The following is an 18,534-nucleotide window of genomic DNA, read 5'->3' on the forward strand; positions in this document are numbered from 1 at the left end:
TGGCGCGGTTGACGGGGCTCGAACCCGCGACCCCCGGCGTGACAGGCCGGTACTCTAACCAACTGAGCTACAACCGCCCGCTGCCCGTTCGTTGCTGAACGTTTGGGTGTATTATGGCTACGCTCGGGCAGCGTCAAGCGGCGTTTTGAAGTTTTTTCTGAATTGCGAAATTTTACTGCGAAACCCTGTCGACCTTACTCTGCCTGTTTCAAAGAAAACTGCCGCTTTTTGATCACTGGCGACAAACCAACGGGAGACTCATGATCTCCACAACCTGAACCTGTGTCACCCTCGCCACACAGGCTGAAATTCGGTCTGTTTAGATACACATTCAGGCACCACCTAGATAAAGCGACGACTGCTCATCAGGTCATAGTGTGACCCTTAGCAAACAAAACAAGCAAACGGAGCAGAAACGTGAAAAAACGTATTATTTGCAGCATTTTGGCAGCATCAACAACAATCGGAGCCGCACAGGCCGCGGAAATTTCCGGTGGTTACCTGAATTTGGATTACTCGACATTTACAGACACCGACTTTGGTGATGCCTACAACCTAAACGGCGCTGCAGAATTGGCGTTTAGCCGCGCCTTCAGCGCACAACTCGACCTTGGCGTACAGCGATTCCAAGACCTGAGTGAAACCGCAACCAACTGGACTTTGCACGGCAACTTGCACACCGCCAACAACGCGTCCTTTGGCCTGTTCTACGGCCAGGAGGACCTAGATGATGCGGATTTCGAATTCTACGGGATCGAAGCTGGATTTGATGCTGGACCCGCCGAAATCGAAGGGTACCTGGGACGCCAGGATCTGACCAATGCTTCGGACCTAGATGGCACCTTGTTCGGAATCTCGGCCAAGACCGAGCTGACCGACGCTTGGGAACTGAGCACCAGCTTCGACATCGTCGACAACTTTGGAGGCGCGCTGGACTTCAACCTTTTCGCGATTGGCGCGTCTTACGCGGCGGCTGACAATGCCGAAGTTTATGGCAACCTAGGCGTGGCTCATGTCTCGTCCCCGCTTGTTTCAGGCAGCTCAAACGAAGCCTATGTGACTGTCGGCGTTCGCGTAAACTTTGGCAACGACCGTGGCACCACATTCGGTCGTCGCGGAGTGTTGACCCAACTTCCGGGTTTGCCGGGACTGTAAAGCCAAAATGGCACTTGCAGCAGTTTCAAAGTCGCTGTAATACGCCGCCTTACGGGTGATTAGCTCAGTGGTAGAGCGCTTCGTTCACATCGAAGATGTCAGGAGTTCAAATCTCTTATCACCCACCATTTTTTCCTTTTAGCGATTCATAAAAAGGCCCCAGGGCTTTGGTAATCCGAATAGAAAAAGGGCGGAGTTTTCACTCCGCCCTTTCCACAGCACTTTCAATTTAGTGTGTCGTTGCAGAAGCCGCCGAATTATCAGAAGCCTTAGCCGCAGCGGCAGCGGCTTCCTCGGCCGCTTCGTCCCACTCAATCGGCTCTGGTTCGCTGACCAAAGCCTGTTTCAGCACTTCCGAGACATGCGAGACCGGGATGATCTCTAGCCCTTCCTTCACGTTATCCGGAATATCGGCCAGATCCTTTTCGTTTTCCTCGGGGATCAGAACCGTTTTGATGCCACCACGCAGAGCTGCCAGCAGTTTCTCCTTCAAACCACCAATCGGCATCGCATTTCCGCGCAACGAAACTTCGCCGGTCATGGCGATGTCCTTGCGCACCGGAATACCCGTCAGCACGGAAACGATCGATGTGACCATCGCCAGACCTGCCGAAGGCCCATCCTTTGGCGTCGCCCCATCCGGCACGTGGACATGGATATCCAGTGTGTCAAACTTCGGCGGCTTAACACCGATCTGCGGTGAGATTGACCGCACATAGGACGAGGCTGCATCGATGGATTCCTTCATCACATCGCCCAACTTACCAGTGGTCTTCATCCGACCTTTACCCGGCAGTTTCAGCGCCTCGATGTGCAACAAATCGCCGCCAACAGAGGTCCATGCCAGACCAGTGACAACACCGACCTGATCATCCTGCTCGGCCAAGCCGTACCGGAACTTGGGTACGCCTAGGAAATCATCCAGATTGTCTGGCGTCACCGTAACGGATTCAGCCTCTTTCTTGACGATCTTGGTCAGCGACTTCCGGGCAACCTTGGCGATCTCGCGTTCCAGATTCCGCACGCCTGCCTCGCGGGTATAGGTGCGGATAATGGATTGCAGCGCGTCATCGGTCAGCTCAAATTCCTTAGCCTTCAGGCCGTGGTTCTTGACCTGCTTGCTTATCAGGTGCTGCTTGGCGATCTCGGATTTCTCTTCCTCGGTATAGCCAGCCAGTGGAATGATCTCCATCCGATCCAGCAGAGGCCCAGGCATGTTGTAGCTGTTCGACGTGGTCAGGAACATCACGTTGGACAGGTCATATTCGACCTCAAGATAGTGGTCCATGAACGTGCTGTTCTGTTCCGGGTCCAACACTTCAAGCATGGCCGAAGCCGGGTCGCCACGGAAATCCTGCCCCATCTTGTCGATCTCATCGAGCAAGATCAGCGGGTTCGTGGTTTTCGCCTTTTTCAACGCCTGAATGATTTTACCGGGCATCGACCCGATATAGGTCCGACGGTGGCCGCGGATTTCGGATTCGTCGCGCACACCGCCCAACGAGATGCGAATGAACTCGCGCCCCGTGGCTTTGGCGACCGACTTACCCAAAGACGTTTTACCCACACCCGGAGGGCCAACAAGGCACAAGATCGGGCCCTTCAGCTTTTTCGAACGCTGCTGAACCGCAAGGTACTCGACGATCCGTTCCTTGACCTTTTCAAGGCCGTAGTGATCGGCATCCAGAATGTCCTGCGCGCGACCCAGATCCTTTTTGACGCGGGATTTGGTGCCCCACGGCAGCGCCAGAATCCAGTCCAGATAGTTGCGCACCACGGTGGCTTCGGCCGACATGGGCGACATGTTCTTGAGCTTCTTCAGCTCACCTTCGGCCTTTTCGCGCGCTTCTTTCGACAGCTTGGTCTCGGCGATTTTCTCTTCCAGTTCGGCAACTTCATTGCTGCCGTCCTCGCCATCGCCAAGTTCCTTCTGAATGGCTTTCATCTGCTCATTCAGGTAATATTCGCGCTGCGTTTTCTCCATCTGAGATTTGACGCGGGTCTTGATCTTTTTCTCGACCTGAAGAACCGACATCTCGCCCTGCATGAGGCCATAGACCTTTTCCAGCCGCTCACTAACCGAGAGCGTCTCAAGCAGTTCCTGCTTTTGCTCAACCTCAATGCCCAGATGGCCCGAAACCAGGTCAGCCAGCTTGGCAGGCTCGGTGGTTTCACCAACGGCTGTCAGCGCTTCTTCGGGGATGTTCTTGCGGACTTTGGCGTAACGCTCGAACTCATCCGCGACGGTGCGCAGCAGCGCCTCGGTCGTCGTCACGTCACCGGGAATCTCGGTCAGATATTCAGCACGAGCTTCGAAGAAATCTTCGTTTTCCAAAAATTCGGTGATCTGCACCCGCGCCTGACCTTCGACCAGCACTTTCACGGTGCCGTCGGGCAGTTTAAGCAGTTGCAGAACATTGGCCAGCACACCCGACCGGTAAATCCCATCAATCGAGGGATCATCGTCACCTGGGTCAATCTGGCTGGACAGCAAAATCTGCTTGTCGTCCTGCATCACTTCTTCCAGTGCGCGAACAGATTTTTCCCGACCCACGAACAGCGGCACGATCATATGTGGAAAAACCACAATATCGCGCAGCGGAAGCACCGGGTATGAGGAATTCAGAGGCTCTTGCATGCTCAATCCTTATCATTGGCAAGACGGTACTGGTCCCTATTAAGGCAACGCCCGACCGTCTCCTGTTTGGACGATTAAGGTGGGGTTCAAATACCCCATTTCAACCTCATCGCCGTATGTCGTGATCCAGAATGACCCGAGGTTTTTCGGACTGCAAGGCACCGCGCCGGAATATCCGCCGATTTTAACACAACTGACGCAATGTGCGGCATCAAATCGGTTCAATATCGCCCTGAGCGCGCTGCGCGTGGAACTCGGCCTGCCATGCCTCGAATGTTCCAGTTGCAATGGCGTCGCGCATTCCCTGCATGATATCCTGGAAATAATGCAGATTGTGCCACGTTAGCAGCATCCCCGAGATCATCTCGTTCGAACGGAACACGTGGTGAAGATACGCGCGGGAATAATTCAAGCAAGCCGGGCATTTGCATTGCTCGTCCAGCGGTCGCGGATCGTCGGCGTGACGGGCGTTTTTGATGTTCACCACACCATACCGCGTAAACACCTGCCCTGTTCGGCCGGAACGCGAGGGCAGAACACAGTCCATCATGTCAATACCGCGTGCAACCGCGCCTACGATATCATCTGGTTTGCCGACGCCCATGAGGTAGCGCGGCTTGTCGACTGGCAGCATATCCGGCGCAAAGTCCAGCACATCGAACATGGCCTCTTGCCCTTCACCTACGGCCAGTCCACCTACGGCGTAACCTTCAAAGCCGATTTCCTTCAACGCTTCGGCAGATTCTTCGCGGAAATCCTGCTCTAGCCCGCCTTGCTGAATGCCGAACAGCGCATGGTCCGGACGGTCGCCAAAGGCATCACGGGATCTCTGCGCCCATCGCATCGACAGCCGCATGGACGAGGCAATCCGGTCTCGGTCAGCAGGCAACGCAGGGCATTCGTCAAAGCACATAACAATATCCGAGCCCAAAAGCCGCTGAATCTCCATCGACCGTTCCGGCGTCAACTCGTGCTTGGAGCCGTCAATATGCGATTTGAACGTCACACCCTTTTCGGTCAACTTGCGCAACCCGGCAAGCGACATGACCTGAAAGCCGCCCGAATCCGTCAAAATCGGACGATCCCAATTCATGAATTTATGCAATCCGCCCAAGCGGTCGATCCGCTCGGCGGTGGGACGCAACATCAGGTGATAGGTGTTGCCCAGCAGAATGTCCGCACCCGTCGCACGTACGCTTTCCGGCATCATCGCCTTGACCGTCGCCGCCGTTCCGACCGGCATGAAGGCCGGAGTACGCACTTCACCACGCGGAGTGTGGATTACTCCGGTTCTGGCTTTGCCATCGGTGGCCTTCAGGTCAAAAGAGAAACGTTCGGTCATTCGGTGCCTCGGGGTCGCTGAACCGGGCAGCGTTTGCCCGATCCGCGCGCCCAATGCAACCCGTCAAGGAAGAGAGGCGACGCGCTCGGTGAACAGCTGCACAACCCCTGCCCCATCCACATCGCGGCAAACTCGGATTGGCGGGCGAGAGGGGTCGGGGCGCGTGGCACCGATTTCAGAGCCAGTTGTGGTAACTTTCACCCCGGTGTCAACCATGTCGAACATCCCATCATGCGTACAGGCGATCACAGCCGTGGAGTCGTGGAGCCCACACCCCTCAAGACCCCCAATTTCCTTGTAGAAATTGAGATAGAACCGAGAGATATCCCGCAAGAACCCGCCAATATCCGTAGATCGTCTCGCCAACGCTTCGAAATCGGCGGTTTCGTAAAGGGTTTTAAGCGTGACATCTAAGCCGACCAGAACAGTATCCGGAGGCGAAGAGAACACCTCATCCGCTGCTGCAGCGTCGTGGTAAATGTTAGCCTCGGCGTGTTCGGTAATGTTACCTGGGCAAAACACGGCCCCACCCATTATGACCAACCGCTTGATGTTGCCTGAAAACTCGGGGTCCAAGCGCATTGCCGCAGCGATGTTGGTCAGCGGTCCCACGGCACAGACCACCAATTCACCACGATGCGCTTTCGCCATTTCCACAAGGAATGCGGCGGCGTCCAGCGAATGGTTTGTCCCTACCTCTGGAATATCCGTTAAGTCACCAAAGCCTTCGGGACCATGAACACGCTCGGATGGCGCGTGATCGGTCCTACCCAGTGCGAAAGGCGCACCTTCGGCGACCGGTGCTTCTACAGCCAGTCGATGCAAAAGGTAACGCGCATTTCGGCTGGATTGGTGAACATGCGTGTTGCCGAAAACGGTGGTCAGCCCCAATAGATCAATTTCCGAGGCCGCCGCCGCATAAGATATGGCCATGGCGTCGTCGATGCCGGGATCGGTGTCGATAATAAGTTTCATGCACGTCCGATAGCGCAATCACCAAGGGATGCAAAGCGGCCACATTCGGAAATTTCCCCCTTACATCCAAACGTTCATAGATTTGAATCTAATCCTATACCCGCCATACCTGACTTGAAATTGGGCAAGTCAATCCCCAAATGTATACCATAGTACACAATAATGAGAGGACAGATATGACCGAAGACCAGATTATAGGATTGCTTTCGTCGAACATCATTTTCGTTCTTGGCGCCGTTCTGATTGTCGTTGTTATCTTCAAAGGCATTAAAATCGTGCCTCAGTCGGAAAAATACGTGATTGAACGCTTTGGCCGCCTGCATTCGGTCCTTGGACCGGGTATCAACTTTATTGTTCCGTTTCTTGATGTTGCACGTCACAAGATATCCATTCTGGAACGCCAATTGCCCAATGCGACGCAAGACGCGATTACTAAGGACAACGTGTTGGTGCAAATCGACACCTCGGTCTTTTACCGCATTCTTGAGCCTGAAAAGACCGTCTACCGCATCCGCGATGTAGATGGTGCGATTGCCACCACTGTGGCTGGGATCGTCCGGGCCGAGATCGGCAAAATGGACCTGGATGAGGTTCAGTCGAACCGTGCACAGTTGATCAACCGCATTCAGGAAAGTGTGGAAACTGCCGTAGATGACTGGGGCATCGAGGTGACCCGTGCCGAGATTCTGGATGTGAATCTGGATCAGGCGACGCGCGATGCGATGTTGCAGCAGTTGAACGCCGAACGCGCCCGTCGGGCACAGGTCACCGAGGCCGAGGGGCAAAAACGCGCTGTCGAATTGAACGCCGACGCCGAGCTGTATGCGGCCGAGCAAACCGCCAAAGCTCGTCGTATTGAAGCTGAAGCCGAAGCGTATGCAACCGGTGTTGTGGCCAAGGCCATTCAGGACAATGGTATCGAGGCTGCGCAATACCAGGTGGCGTTGAAACAGGTCGAAGCGCTGAACGCGCTGGGCGCTGGCAATGGTTCGCAGACAATCGTTGTGCCTGCAAATGCATTGGAAGCATTTGGCGATGCCTTTAAGATGCTGAAGGGAGGCAAGTAATGGCAGACCCGTTCTGGCTGACATGGTGGATTTGGTTGGCGGGGGCATTGGCCCTCGGCATCCTCGAGATTGTGCTGCCGGGATTCATCTTTCTGGGCTTCGCAATCGGCGCGGCAATCACTGGGTTGTTGCTGATCATCCCAGGTGTGGCGCCGTCCCTGCCGGTTCTGCTGCTGATCTTTGCTGCATTGTCGCTGATAGCATGGCTGGTTCTGCGACGGATGTTCGCCCTGCCCCACGGTCAAGTGAAGACCTTTCGGCACGACATCAACGAATGAACCCACTGGTGCCCGCTTTGGGCACCACGCCACCTCTGGACGCTGCCCATAGCTTTCCCTATATAAAAGCTCAGGAAACAGACCCGAGGCACGAATGACTCACCCCAGCGAACAGTTTGAAGGCACGCCATTGATTGCGCCTTCGACAATTGAGCACCCCCTGTATGACGCAGTGGTCGAGGCCTGCCGGTCAGTCTATGACCCTGAAATTCCAGTTAACATTTATGATCTGGGTTTGATCTATACCATCGACATTTCCGGCGAGAACGCTGTGAAAGTGATCATGACCCTGACTGCACCAGGTTGCCCGGTAGCAGGCGAAATGCCCGGCTGGATCGTCGAAGCCGTCGAGCCGGTTGCGGGCGTCAAGGAAGTCGATGTCGAACTAACTTGGGAACCCCCCTGGGGAATGGAGATGATGTCAGACGAAGCCCGTTTAGAGCTTGGCTTCATGTAAGCACGACCTGATATCTTGCCGAAAAACCGCCCGCCTGACCGGGCGGTTTTTTATTTGACGTCGCAGGTTGTTCTGATCTCGGCGGCCCTTTCGTCCAGCGCTTTGACGTAGTCGCCTGAAAGCATTGATAACCGCTTCTTCTCCGTCCCGGTCACCAGCCCCAACAACGCACCTGCGGGCAATATCGACACGACACTTTCAACTTGCTGGTCCTGTGCATGTTTCTTTTCTGCTGCGATGGCGCGTAAGTCGCCTTCGGCCGTCGCACAGTTTACCGGGTGCCGCTTGCCGTCCACAGCTGCGGATGCAACGCCTGCGACCACTATTGCAATCGAGATAAACAGGCCCGCCTTCAACACCTTGGAGAGTTTATGCATGTCCATGCACCTTTCATTATCCACTGCCATACCCTGTTCGCAGGCTAGGCCGACCCATTGTCTGAACGCAAGCTTGGGTTCCGTCTGACGGCAACCTTACTGGAAAAGTTAGGTAAGCACGGCTGCTATGTCTTGAGACTGTTTCGCCTAAGCACTAAATTGAAGATAACGCGCGATAACGGAGACCAACATGTTCGGCATTCCCGGGAAACAAGCGGTGACGATCACACCGAAAGCTGCGACCCAGATTGTGAGCCTGATGAAATCAGGTGGACATGCCGGGCTGCGCATCGGTGTCAAGAAAGGTGGCTGCGCAGGCATGGAATACACCATGGACTACGTGGACGAAGCCGATGCCAATGACGAGGTCGTCGAACAGGATGGCGCACGGGTGATGATCGCCCCTATGGCACAGATGTTTCTGTTCGGAACCGAGATCGACTATGAGGTTTCGCTGCTGGAATCCGGCTTCAAGTTCCGCAACCCTAACGTTGTCGATGCCTGCGGTTGTGGCGAGTCGATCAAGTTTGACGAAACGCTCTCGGCCCAGCGTTAAGACGCTTCTTTCAGGTGAACATAGGTTTCGTTGAACCGCGTCGTCAGGTGTTCTCCGGCACGAATAACCTTGTCTGAATTCGGCGGAGCAACATTTGTGTCGTAGGACGGATTGAAGAACAGCGGCACCGAGATCCGCTCCACAGACCCTCCTACCACCCTGTGCAACGTGGCTTTGACCCGACCGTCGGTCCAGAATTCCAGCATTTCACCAAAGTTGATAATGAAGGTTCCGGGTCGGGCTTCGGCCGGTTCCCATTTTCCGTCAGGCATTTGAACCTCTAGCCCAGCGGTTCCATCTGTCGCCAACAGTGTCAGGCACCCATAATCAGTGTGTGCGCCGATTCCAAAATCCTGATGCCCTGCCCAGGCGGGGCGCTGAGGGTAGTAATTGCCGCGCAGCAAGGCCATGGGCGTTTCAAATGCGCTGTCGAAGCTGGCTGCATCTCGCCCCAGGGCCACAGCGATTGCCCTTAGAACGCGCATCGCGACCGCACTGGCGTCGGTGTAGTAGGTCTGGATGGTATCTTGGAAGCCGGCCGGCGCCTCGGGCCATTGGTTCGGCGCATAAACGCTCAGGTCCTTGGCTGCATAGAGGTTTCCTGCTGGTAGTTCGTATCCGCAGTCAAAAACCTCTTTGAAGTCGGGGTTGGCATTCGGGTCGACCTGTTCGGATTGTGAAGCGCCCCACCCTCGGTTTGCCCCAGTCTTAGCCATATCAACGCGCGCTTTCTGGGCCTCGGGTAAGTGAAAGAACTTTCGATAGGCTTCAATGACCGACGTGCACCGTGATGCATCCAAGCCTGTATTGGACACAGTCAGGAAACCCACCTCACCGATTGCGTGCAGCAGGCGGGCCAACTCATCGGGCTCGCGTCGGTCCAGTTTTTCTAGGTCTAGGTTGTTGATCATGAGGGCCTCGGAAATTGCGCGGGAGTTGTGCCGTTTTGGCAGCTAATCCGCAACCAGAATTGTCAGTGTGTCCGCACGGTGCTATCCGATGTGCAAACAATAGCTTAAATGGGGGATCCTATGATGCGGCGCAAGCTTGCGGCAGGGAATTGGAAGATGAACGGAACGGCTGCGGATTTAGCCGAGTTGGAGGCGCTGTCAAGGACCTACCCTTCCCCATCAGTTGATGTGCTGATTTGTCCACCCGCAACGCTGATACACCGTGCCGCGCAAACGGTCGGTGAAGCCGGGATCATGATCGGCGGTCAGGACTGTCATACCGCGTCATCCGGCGCCCATACTGGCGACATAAGCGCCCAGATGCTGATGGATGCCGGGGCATCAATGGTGATCCTTGGCCACTCTGAACGGCGCGAAGATCACGCCGAACAGAACGAAGATGTTCGCGCCAAAGCGCGTGCCGTTATGGATGCTGGCCTAAAGGCCATCATCTGCGTCGGTGAAAGCCTTGAACAGCGCGAAGCGGCCAACACGCTGGACATCATTGGCGGCCAGATGTCGGGCTCGATCCCGGACCAATCCACCGGCGAGAACCTGATCGTAGCCTATGAACCCATTTGGGCCATCGGCACGGGAAAAGTTCCCACATTGGACGAAATCGGAGAAGTCCACGACTTTATCCGTGCGCGTCTGGAACGGCGGTTTGGCGAAGGCGTGGGGCGGTCCGTCCGGTTGCTTTACGGCGGGTCAGTCAAGCCCGGCAATGCGGCAGATATCTTTGCCGTATCCAACGTGGATGGTGCCTTGGTTGGTGGCGCCAGCCTTAAGGCTAACGACTTTTCCGGCATTATCGACGCATTGCAGAACGCCTGAGACTACGCCAGTTTCATGGTAACCAAACCGGCCACAATCAGGGCGGCTGCGATAAGGCGCGGGGCTGTCACGGCCTCGCCCAGAAAGACAACGCCAACGGCAAAAGCACCGATGGCCCCAATTCCGGTCCAAATCGTGTAGGCTGTGCCAAGTGGCAGATCACGCATTGCCAAAGCCAAAAGTCCGAACGATGCGACCATGGAAACACCCATAATGGCGGTTGGCCAAAGACGGGTGAAACCGGCAGATTGCTTCATGGCAACAGCCCGGCCAATCTCGAGAACACCGGCGAACAGAAGAAAAATCCAAGGCATTGGGACACCTCTCATATCTTCGAGTCGTCCCGAACGATACACAGGTTTAGATGAGGTCGTCCTCGGCCCTCAATCTGGGCACTAAAAATCCCTCATTCAAGAGCATTTCCTTCACAAAACTGTAGCCTGACCGTCACATCCCGCCTCTAAAGATGCAGAAATCGCATTTTTACACCGCGAACTTGAAGTCGCGCGGTGGCCGTAACAAAACGGATGGAAACCTGCTGACGGAAACCTCTGGCAAAGCCTGTGTTCCGTGCATGAAATGGGGTACGCCGTTCAGTGCGCATGATGTCAACATGCTGTTCGCGGCTGTCCGCGATCATTTGCCCGTAGACCATGACGTCATTTGCATCACAGATGACACCACCGGGCTTGATCCCGCCATCAAGACGCGCGCCCTGTCCTTTCCCCAATTGGATCAGTCGGAATGGGTTCACGGTAAATGGCCCAAATTGCTTATGTTCGACAGACGGATTGTGCAAGGCTACGAAACAGCGCTGTTCCTTGACCTCGATCTCTTAGTAACCGGTGAACTCACGCCCCTGTTGCTCAGCGTACGTGAACGCGGCGGGCTTTACCTTATGCCTAAGTTTCGCGCCTTTGTGTGGCGTGCGATACCCGCAGCGTTCTGGGATCGTGTTCCGGGGCTTATGAACCTGGTCACACGTGGGACTTCTTCTGTGGTCGGATTTATACCCAGGAAGCAGTTCCACTTGTATGATGACTTTGACGCGGCCCGCGACCTGAAGGCTTACAAGAATGATCAGGACTATATCTCAGGGCGGGCGTGGCGGCGTCGGTGCTACCCGAAGGATTGGTGTATCGGGATGATACACCTGGTCCCCTATTGGCCGTTCAATCTGATTTTCCGAAAGTACCGCAACCTGCCAAAACGCCCTAAAATCGTTATCTTCAAAGGAAACCCGAAAGCGCTTGAGCTGGCGGGGCAGAATGTCGGGGAATGGGGAACGAAGCGCCGCCGTGGCTTTGGCAGCATTGGCTGGGTTGAGACATATCTACAGAAATACAGCACGTAAGAAGAAAGGCCGGGCCCAAGAGGGTCCGGCCTTTTTCTTTAGTTCGTTATGATCTCTGGCCCCATGAAGGTGTTGGGCAGGAAGGTCGATATCCACGGTATGTACGTCACCATGATCAAGAAGACGAACAGCACGGCCAAGAACGGCAACGCCGCTTTCACAACGCTCATCATCGGCATCCCGGCCACGCCCGAAGTCACGAACAGGTTCAACCCGACCGGAGGTGTAATCATCCCGATCTCCATGTTGACCACCATGATGATGCCCAGATGGATTGGGTCGATTCCCAGCTCGATGGCAATCGGGAACACCAGCGGTGCGACGATGACCAGCAGGCCCGAGGGCTCCATGAACTGACCACCGATCAGAAGGATCACGTTCACCACGATCAGGAAAGTCACAGGACCCAGACCTGCAGACAACATTGCGCTAGCGATGTGCTGTGGCACTTGCTCGTCCGTCAGAACGTGTTTCAGGATCAGCGCGTTGGCGATCACGAACAGCAGCGTGACAGTCAGCTTGCCGGCCTCGAACAGCGTATGCTTGGTGTCCGGGTGAAAGAACGCGGTTACCAGCGCATAAGGCTTTTTGATCAAAGGCAGGTTCTGCTGGCCCTCTTCGGTGCTGAGCGGCCCCATATCTTTGTAGACAAAGCTGGCAATCAGGAAAGAGTACACCGCAGCGACGGCTGCCGCCTCGGTCGGGGTGAAGATACCGCCATAGATACCACCCAGAATGATGACGATAAGGAACAGGCCCCATCCGGCCTCGCGCGCCGAGGCAAAGATCTCACCCCACCCTTTCCAATCGCCTTTGGGCAGGTTCTTGACCTTGGCCATGACGTAGATGGTGATCATCAGCATAAGACCCGCCATCAGGCCTGGAATGACGCCTGCAAGGAACATGCGCCCGACGGACACCTCAACAGCCGCCGCATAGACGACCATCACGATCGACGGCGGGATCAGGATGCCCAGAGTACCGGCGTTACAGATCACACCGGCAGCGAATTCCTTGGAATAGCCGACCTGACGCATGCCCGCGATCACGATGGAGCCGATGGCCACCACGGTCGCCGGGGACGAGCCTGACAGCGCCGCAAACAACATACAGGCAAACACACCCGCAATCGCCAAACCACCCGGAAGATGCCCCACACAGGCAATCGAGAACCGGATGATCCTCCGCGCCACACCGCCCGTCGTCATGAAGGACGACGCGAGGATAAAGAACGGGATCGCCAACAGGGTGAAATGGCCCTCGAATGCCTCGAACAGTGTGCCTGCGACCGAGGCCAGCGAACTGTCAGAATAGATCAGCAGGAACAGGGTCGAACTGAGGCCAAGCGCCACCGCAATCGGAACACCGATCAGCAGCAAGCCAATGACCATTGAGAAAAGAAGAACGACGTCCATTAGTCATGCACCCCTTGTTGTGCGCGGACTTCTTCGATCTCGTCCTCGACTTCGTGGCTGGCGACAAGGCGGTCGGCCTCTCCGCGCCAGATTTGAATGGCGGCTTGCGTAAACCGGATCAACAGCAACAGCATGGATACGGGCAGCACCAGATACGGAATGACCTTTGGGATTTTCTCGTACCCTTCACCATAGTTGATCAGGTCTTCCAGAAAGCGCAGCGGCGCGACCATCGGAATATCGTCAACCTCATAAAAACTCTGACTGCGCGCCCCGGTATCAAACCCGGTTGGGAACCAGCGCCCCGACGTGGGTGGCAGATCCGCAAACACAGCCCAATAGTCATACGACCCCTTCAGCAACAGCAACGAAAAGACCAGACAGCAAGCCACTGCGATCAGAGCCAGCACACGGCGCGGTGCAGGTGGCAGCATGTTAAGGATCGCATCAACGCCCAGATGCGCATGTTTCTTGACCGCATAAGACGCGCCAAGCAGCACCAGCCACCCGAACATGAACACGGTCATTTCAAGTGCCCACAGGATATTGGAATTAAAGGCAAACCGCGCGATCACGTTGGCAAACGTCACAGCCGTCATCAGGCCAAGCAACACCGCGATCAGGGTTTCCTCGATATGGTCGATCAGCCCGCCTTGGCCGGGATTCGCACCAGACATCTCTCTGTCCCCACATTTTTAGGATGATTGATTGGGGCGGGCCTGATGCGGCCCGCCCGGCCTGCGCGTCGATAACTCCCCAGTCCCCCGACGCGCGGCGATCCGGATCAGAACCCGGCGTTGATCGCCTGAGCGGCGTCGATTTTGTCTTGGCCTACATCACCAGCGAATTTGTCCCAAACAGGCTTCATGGCATCGACCCAAGCCTGACGCTGTTCAGCGTTCAATTCACGGATGGTGCCACCAGCGTCGATAACCGACTGCTTGGCCGCTTCGTTGACTGCAAAGGCTTCTTTGTTGCGCGTCTCGGTGACTTCACCCAGGATCGTCAGGAATTGATCGCGCACTTCGGGGTCCAGGCTGTCCAGCCAGTCAACCGAGGTCACGACCAGATAGTCGATGATACCGTGGTTGGTTTCGGTGATACCGTCCTGCACCTCGAAGAACTTCTTGCCATAGATGTTCGACCAGGTGTTTTCCTGGCCATCCACAACACCCTGCTGCAGAGCGCCATACACTTCCGAGAACGCCATCTTCTGCGGGCTACCACCGATCGCTTCCATTTGCGCGACCAGCACGTCCGACGACTGCACGCGGAACTTCAGACCATTAGCATCTGCCGGTGTTTCCAGTGGCTTGTTGGCGGACATCTGCTTCATGCCATTGTGCCAGAACGCCAATCCCTGCAGGCCGCGGCGCTGCATGCTGTCCTTCATGGCCTGACCGTCGGCCGAGGCTTGGAACGTATCCACTGCATCGATGTTCTTGAACATGAACGGCAGGTCAAATAGCCGGAATTGCTTGGTGAATTTTTCAAACTTGGACAGCGACGGCGCAGCTAGCTGAACATCGCCCTGCAACATAGCCTCAAGGACCTTGTCGTCATTATAGAGGGTCGAGTTCGGGAAAACCTCCATACACATGACGCCATTCATTTCATCGTTCACACGCTGCTCAAGCAGCGACGCTGCTATACCCTTGGGGTGCTTGTCGGTGTTCGTCACGTGAGCGAACTTCACCACGATCTCACCATCATCACACGCTGCCATACCGGCAGTTGCCGTCACAGTCAGAGCAACTGCTGTCGCGGCTGTTGTCAGGAATTTCATCTGTCTTTTCCTCCCAGACTTCTCAGAAACTTCTCAAGAGCGCCGCCAAGGCGCCTTATGCCGGGCAGTGAACCGAATCGCCTGCCACCGCTCAACTTTTTGTTGGGGATGCGCGAGATTCGTTTTAAGCCTTTGTTTTTATTTCATGTATCAGCGTTTCAACTAAGTCTGCCGTGAACCAACCTGGACTACGTGCGAATTTCCACACAAGGAAATCTGCCTTTGTGCGGATTTTCGCACATATTTCGAATCGTACGGTTAGAATCACCCGACAACACCGGCGCCACCGCAGTCCGCACCAGCGGACTGCCACGCCCAACGCCTTGAATTGCATGAAAATGCAGTGACAGGCGGCGGGAGAACCTACCTTCGGTAATCCTCGGGGCGAATGCCATAACGCGCTAGTTTGTCATAGAAGGTCTTGCGCGGCAGTTTTAGCGCTTTGGCCGCGTCCGAGGCCTTGCCATTGTGGCGCCCCAAAGACGCAATCAAAAGCGAACGTTCGACTTGGGCCATCTGCTCACTCAGCCCCAGTTCTGCGGCCGAAGCGACCTCGTCCGGCATCCCAAGAACAAACCGCATGGCCGCTGACATCAAGGATCGCGCATTGCCCGGCCAGTCCTGCGTCATCAATGACGCCAAATGTTCCGACGTGATATCCGGTGCAGCAATCCCGGCCTGCTCGGCCGCTTGTGCAACATAGTGGCGAAAGATCACCGGAATATCCTCGGGGCGTTCAGCAAGCGACGGTATCCGAACCCGCATCACGTCCAAACGATAGAAAAGATCGGCATGAAACTGTCCAGCATCAGACAAGCGCGCGAGATCAGCAGTGGTTCCGGCGATGATACGCGCGCCGACCCCTTGCTCGACGATTTCAAGGGCAGCGTACTGGGTTTCAGTCGGCATCGCCGAAATCTCATCCAAAAACAATGAGCCCCCCGCGGCGTCCTCGCAAACATGTCGTAACTCCTGCACCGTCAACCCCGAGGCAGGGCGCTTGACAAACGGGCCTTGCGATTGCGGAGACATCAAATGCACCACTTCAGCCACCTTTGAAATGCCGCTGCCTGCGGGGCCGGTCACCAGAACCTCTACCCCTGTCCGGGCAACCGTACGAACCCGTTCCCTAAGCCGCTCGGCTTGCGCAGACAGGCCGAACAGAAGCCGCGCGGCTGGATCTCCTTTTTCCAACTCATGTTTCAAGGCACGCTGTTCCAGAACGTGTCGCCGCGCCGCCTGTGCGCGTTCCAGAACCTCGAGCAAGTCCGAGGCAGCGCATGGTTTTTCGAGAAAATCAAATGCACCTGTCCCCATCGCACGAACGGCCATGGGGACATCACCTTCGCCAGTCAACAAGATCACCGGCAGATCGGCATCAACCTCACGCGCGTAGTTCAACAGGTGAAACCCGTCACGTCCGGGCATCCTGATGTCCGACACGATAACGCCTGCAAAATCTGCCCGAATGTGATCCTTGGCGGCCACAAAAGATCCAGCAGTCACGGGCGCGTAATCCGCCAGCTCCAGGGTTTGGGCCAATGCCTCGCGCACCGCCGCATCGTCATCGACCAAAAGGACCTTTCGTGTCATGCGACCTCATCTTCCCGGTAATACTCAAGCTCGACCGTGAACATCGCCCCTGTCTGCGCGTTGGTTCCACGGATGTTACCACCAAAACTCTGGACCAACCCGTAAGAGATCGAGAGGCCCAACCCCATCCCCTCGGACGATCCCACAGCCTTGGTGGTATAGAACGGCTCGAACAGTTTTTCAGTGTTTTCGATACCTGGGCCGATATCGCGCACCGTGACCGCCAGTTTGTCACCCGTCTCGATCGCAATATTGATCAACTTGTCATCCTGCTGGCTCATGGCATCGGCGGCGTTGTTGATCAGGTTCACAAACACCTGAACAAGCCGCACCTCGCCGCCCCAAGCAAAAACAGGACCAGAAGGCAGCTGCCATTCCAGTTCGACCCCTTCGGACCGCAGGCGCGCATCGGTCAGTTCGACAGCCGTTTCGATCACCTGAACCAAGTCGACCTTACCCATAGGTTCACTTTCGTTTCGGGCAAAGGCCCGAAGGTTTTTGATGATGCGCGCCATCCGCGCCGCCATGTCCGATATGCGTGTCAGATTTTCAGCCGCCCGCCCTTCACGCCCACGCGACAAAAATGCTGTGCCATTATCGGCAAATTGCTGGATCGCCATGAGCGGCTGATTCAATTCGTGGCTGATCCCGGCGGACATCTGCCCCAATGCGCTTAGCTTTCCGGCCTGTATCAGCTCAGCCTGGGCTTTTTTTAATGCGGTTTCAGCCTCTTGCCGCTCATGAACTTCGCGCCTGAGCGCGGTGTTGGCGGCCGTCAGAGCTCGGGTTCGCTGCGCAACACGACTTTCCAGAACGACATTGGCCTGCGCCAGCGTCCTGCGCCGCTCCGTCGCCAGGAACAACAAGGCACCAAAAGCAAAACAGATCGCAGCTACCGCAGCAGCCTGCAGCCCCGCCAAACGCCGCGCCGGAGCTACATCGACCAAAACCTCGGCCGTCATGTCGATCACAGGCAAATCAAGCGTCAGGTGCAGCGCACGTTCGGGCAGATACCTGCCCCACCCCAATCGCCAAAGCTCGTGCCCACCAATCATGGTCGAGGCGAAATCGGTCGCATTCCCTTCTGGCGGAGACAGGCCCTGCTGACCCTCGGACCGATACCAGAACAGAAGGTCGGACCGGTTCGAGATAAAGACCACCCCGTCGGAATCCACAAAGAAAACGGCCTCGGTACTGCCGCGCCATGTTTGTTCGACATCCTGAACATCGGCGACGACCATCAAGGCCCCTTGCACCCGACCCAATGCATCAAATGTCGGTGCTGCGTAAGAATAAATGCGCGCACCGCTTTCGGGAAGGACCCCGTGCGCACTCCCCAAAGCGCCCTGCAATGCGCGTTCGAACGCTGGGTGACCCGCCAGACTGCCCTGCGCGGTCGGCTGTGCAGCGGTCAGAACCCGACCATTGCGGTCCAGATATAACATGTTGACGGCAGCTGTCTTATCGGCCACGTCCAGCAACATGGCTTGTGCCGCCTGACGTTGTGAGGGTGTGTCCAGCGTAGCCAGCGCAGGATGGCCCGCCATCAGAACGGCCAATTCCTGATAGACCTGCATCTGAGTGCTTAACCGGTCCGCGGCCAGTTCCAAATCGGCCTCGGCCTTCTCGCTAAGCTGCGACAACGCCTGCCTGAACCCGTAGGACCAGACGCCCGCCGACAGCAGCGCGACCGAGAACAGAAAACCTATGACGACGAATGCTCTGTGCATATCCTAGGGTCTTGCATTCAGCGCGGC

Annotated in this window: 18 protein-coding genes and 2 tRNA genes; 8 read left to right on the forward strand and 12 right to left on the reverse strand. The window is 56.1% G+C overall.

Annotated features, from left to right (window positions below; translation table 11 throughout):
• Window positions 1-77, reverse strand: a tRNA-Asp gene (locus AC2FNR_RS00550).
• 340 nt (window positions 78-417) lie between these two features.
• Here AC2FNR_RS00550 and AC2FNR_RS00555 point away from each other — a divergent pair.
• Window positions 418-1,155, forward strand: a complete 738-nt coding sequence (locus tag AC2FNR_RS00555) for a porin (RefSeq protein WP_496847631.1) — start codon at window positions 418-420, stop codon at window positions 1,153-1,155.
• A gap of 53 nt (window positions 1,156-1,208) precedes the next feature.
• Window positions 1,209-1,283 (forward strand) — tRNA-Val (locus AC2FNR_RS00560).
• 101 nt (window positions 1,284-1,384) lie between these two features.
• Here the strand turns inward: AC2FNR_RS00560 and lon are convergent.
• The 3 genes from lon to AC2FNR_RS00575 form a co-directional block, all read right to left on the reverse strand.
• Window positions 1,385-3,793 (reverse strand): endopeptidase La, encoded by a 2,409-nt coding sequence (gene lon, locus AC2FNR_RS00565; RefSeq protein ID WP_353389580.1) that lies wholly within the window; start codon window positions 3,791-3,793, stop codon window positions 1,385-1,387.
• Window positions 3,794-4,004: 211 nt separating this feature from the next.
• Window positions 4,005-5,135, reverse strand: coding sequence for a tRNA guanosine(34) transglycosylase Tgt (gene tgt, locus AC2FNR_RS00570; protein ID WP_496847632.1), 1,131 nt, complete (start codon window positions 5,133-5,135; stop codon window positions 4,005-4,007).
• 63 nt (window positions 5,136-5,198) lie between these two features.
• Window positions 5,199-6,110: a nucleoside hydrolase gene (locus tag AC2FNR_RS00575; protein WP_170751005.1), complete on the reverse strand. Its 912-nt coding sequence runs from the start codon at window positions 6,108-6,110 to the stop codon at window positions 5,199-5,201.
• Between the two features lie 176 nt (window positions 6,111-6,286).
• On the opposite strand from AC2FNR_RS00575, the gene AC2FNR_RS00580 reads away from it, so the two are divergent.
• The 3 genes from AC2FNR_RS00580 to AC2FNR_RS00590 all read left to right on the forward strand — a co-directional run bounded on the left by AC2FNR_RS00580 (window position 6,287) and on the right by AC2FNR_RS00590 (window position 7,912).
• Entirely contained in the window at window positions 6,287-7,177 is an 891-nt protein-coding gene (locus AC2FNR_RS00580) for an SPFH domain-containing protein (protein ID WP_170751003.1), read from the forward strand.
• Window positions 7,177-7,455 carry an NfeD family protein gene (locus AC2FNR_RS00585; RefSeq protein WP_170354040.1) on the forward strand — a complete coding sequence of 93 codons (279 nt, stop codon included), beginning with the start codon at window positions 7,177-7,179 and terminating at the stop codon, window positions 7,453-7,455. The genes AC2FNR_RS00580 and AC2FNR_RS00585 overlap by 1 nt, the downstream gene beginning before the upstream one ends.
• A gap of 94 nt (window positions 7,456-7,549) precedes the next feature.
• Window positions 7,550-7,912, forward strand: a complete 363-nt coding sequence (locus AC2FNR_RS00590) for an SUF system Fe-S cluster assembly protein (protein WP_170354039.1) — start codon at window positions 7,550-7,552, stop codon at window positions 7,910-7,912.
• A 50-nt stretch (window positions 7,913-7,962) separates the two neighbouring features.
• Here AC2FNR_RS00590 and AC2FNR_RS00595 read toward each other — a convergent pair whose 3' ends face one another.
• On the reverse strand, window positions 7,963-8,289 hold the full coding sequence (locus tag AC2FNR_RS00595; protein WP_480865414.1) for a hypothetical protein: 327 nt from the start codon (window positions 8,287-8,289) through the stop codon (window positions 7,963-7,965).
• Between the two features lie 190 nt (window positions 8,290-8,479).
• Between AC2FNR_RS00595 and AC2FNR_RS00600 the strand changes: the two genes are divergently transcribed.
• Entirely contained in the window at window positions 8,480-8,845 is a 366-nt protein-coding gene (locus AC2FNR_RS00600) for a HesB/IscA family protein (protein ID WP_170354037.1), read from the forward strand.
• Here AC2FNR_RS00600 and AC2FNR_RS00605 read toward each other — a convergent pair.
• Complete coding sequence (locus tag AC2FNR_RS00605) at window positions 8,842-9,756, reverse strand: isopenicillin N synthase family dioxygenase (protein WP_496847633.1); 915 nt, start codon at window positions 9,754-9,756, stop codon at window positions 8,842-8,844. The two genes, AC2FNR_RS00600 and AC2FNR_RS00605, sit on opposite strands and share 4 nt — an antisense overlap.
• 123 nt (window positions 9,757-9,879) lie before the next feature.
• Here AC2FNR_RS00605 and tpiA point away from each other — a divergent pair, with 123 nt between their 5' ends.
• Window positions 9,880-10,629 carry a triose-phosphate isomerase gene (gene tpiA, locus AC2FNR_RS00610; protein ID WP_480865409.1) on the forward strand — a complete coding sequence of 250 codons (750 nt, stop codon included), beginning with the start codon at window positions 9,880-9,882 and terminating at the stop codon, window positions 10,627-10,629.
• A gap of 2 nt (window positions 10,630-10,631) precedes the next feature.
• Here tpiA and AC2FNR_RS00615 read toward each other — a convergent pair whose 3' ends face one another.
• Complete coding sequence (locus AC2FNR_RS00615) at window positions 10,632-10,943, reverse strand: DMT family transporter (protein ID WP_496847634.1); 312 nt, start codon at window positions 10,941-10,943, stop codon at window positions 10,632-10,634.
• Window positions 10,944-11,095: 152 nt separating this feature from the next.
• Here AC2FNR_RS00615 and AC2FNR_RS00620 point away from each other — a divergent pair, with 152 nt between their 5' ends.
• On the forward strand, window positions 11,096-11,983 hold the full coding sequence (locus AC2FNR_RS00620) for a hypothetical protein (protein ID WP_496847635.1): 888 nt from the start codon (window positions 11,096-11,098) through the stop codon (window positions 11,981-11,983).
• 38 nt (window positions 11,984-12,021) lie between these two features.
• Here AC2FNR_RS00620 and AC2FNR_RS00625 read toward each other — a convergent pair whose 3' ends face one another.
• From AC2FNR_RS00625 to AC2FNR_RS00645, 5 genes are all read right to left on the reverse strand, one after another.
• A complete protein-coding gene (locus AC2FNR_RS00625) occupies window positions 12,022-13,398 on the reverse strand; it encodes a TRAP transporter large permease (protein ID WP_170354025.1) in 1,377 nt (458 codons plus the stop codon).
• Window positions 13,398-14,075, reverse strand: a complete 678-nt coding sequence (locus AC2FNR_RS00630; protein WP_496847636.1) for a TRAP transporter small permease — start codon at window positions 14,073-14,075, stop codon at window positions 13,398-13,400. Before AC2FNR_RS00630 ends, AC2FNR_RS00625 begins: the two co-directional genes overlap by 1 nt.
• Before the next feature lie 107 nt (window positions 14,076-14,182).
• Window positions 14,183-15,184: a DctP family TRAP transporter solute-binding subunit gene (locus tag AC2FNR_RS00635; RefSeq protein WP_496847637.1), complete on the reverse strand. Its 1,002-nt coding sequence runs from the start codon at window positions 15,182-15,184 to the stop codon at window positions 14,183-14,185.
• A gap of 363 nt (window positions 15,185-15,547) precedes the next feature.
• Window positions 15,548-16,777, reverse strand: coding sequence for a sigma-54-dependent transcriptional regulator (locus tag AC2FNR_RS00640; protein WP_496847638.1), 1,230 nt, complete (start codon window positions 16,775-16,777; stop codon window positions 15,548-15,550).
• On the reverse strand, window positions 16,774-18,507 hold the full coding sequence (locus AC2FNR_RS00645) for a sensor histidine kinase (protein ID WP_496847639.1): 1,734 nt from the start codon (window positions 18,505-18,507) through the stop codon (window positions 16,774-16,776). The genes AC2FNR_RS00640 and AC2FNR_RS00645 overlap by 4 nt, the downstream gene beginning before the upstream one ends.
• Window positions 18,508-18,534: the final 27 nt, after the last annotated feature.

The sequence above is a fragment of the Ruegeria sp. SATB045 genome (assembly GCF_059613525.1).